General features: G+C 64.8%; 2 protein-coding genes. Both read right to left on the reverse strand.

The genetic code is table 11. From position 1 onward, the window contains the following. Window positions 1–257, reverse strand: a 257-nt coding sequence (locus tag AYR66_RS08485) for an alpha/beta hydrolase family protein (protein WP_141104190.1), incomplete at its 3' end; no start/stop codon positions are given. Continuing rightward, window positions 244–977 (reverse strand): DUF3182 family protein (locus tag AYR66_RS08490; RefSeq protein WP_141104189.1); only part of this gene is annotated, 734 nt, incomplete at its 5' end. The genes AYR66_RS08490 and AYR66_RS08485, both read right to left, overlap by 14 nt.

A 977-nucleotide genomic window follows, 5' to 3' on the forward strand; every position in this document is an offset into this window, starting at 1 on the left:
AGCACATCGTGCAGGTTGTTTTCGCGCGTCACCGTTTCATGCTGCGGCAGGGTCCCGGCATGGCCGCGCAGGTCGAAGGTCAGGCAAACGCAGCCGAGGGCGGCCACTTCCCGCGCGCGTGAGATGTATTGTTCCTGGCTGCCGCCCCAGCCGTGCACGAACAGCACGCCGGGCAGCTTTGTGTCCGGGGTGATGAGGGTGCCGGCGATATGTCCGCCATCGACGGCGATGCGCAGCGTGTCGTCACGTGTTGCCATATTCCTCCAGTCTGGCGTATTTCAGGATCGGCCCCACCCGGTCGTCCGTGCCGTGGAAATACACGGTGGCGTCCGGAGGCGGGACAGATTCCTCACCGTAAATCTCGGTCGTCGATGCGCGTACCACGGAGAGCAGGGGATCGTCACGGAAGGCTTCCAGCGCTGCGACTTCCGCGCCACTCGCGCCGCCGATGCGCCAAGATTGTTCGAGCACGCCGGAATACCAGCGTCCTTCTTCATCGACCCCTTGCGCGATGTCATAGTTGCATCGAGAGGCAAACATTCCCGCATAGCAGGTCATTGCTGCAGCATGGTAGGTGCGTGCCTGCGAGATCGCGAGATGCACATGCTGGCCGAGCGGCAGCTGGAGCAGTTCGTCGAAATCGCCGCGCACGATGATCAGGTCGGAGCCGCCGTAGACTTCCGCGCCCTGGTTGTCGACGGTCAGGCGCTGCGTCCCGCAATAGGTCGCGAGCAGGTTGCCGACCCGGACCTGGCCGACGCTGCGTGTCTCCAGCTGCATCAGGTTACGTTCCAGCACCACGCCGATGCCAGCCAGTTCCTGCGTGTCCAGTTTCTCCAGCTCGTCCTCGAGCGCTTCCCGGCTGGTCACGACGACCTGCCCGAGACCGCCGATACCGCTTGGCTTCTTCAGCCGCACCGATCCGCGTTCCAGCAGCGACAGGCCGGCGTCCAGCGCATCGCGGCGGGTGGAGGCGG

Origin of the sequence: Noviherbaspirillum denitrificans (genome assembly GCF_002211445.1) — a bacterium.
In the GTDB taxonomy this organism is placed as follows: Bacteria; Pseudomonadota; Gammaproteobacteria; order Burkholderiales; family Burkholderiaceae_D; genus Noviherbaspirillum; species Noviherbaspirillum denitrificans.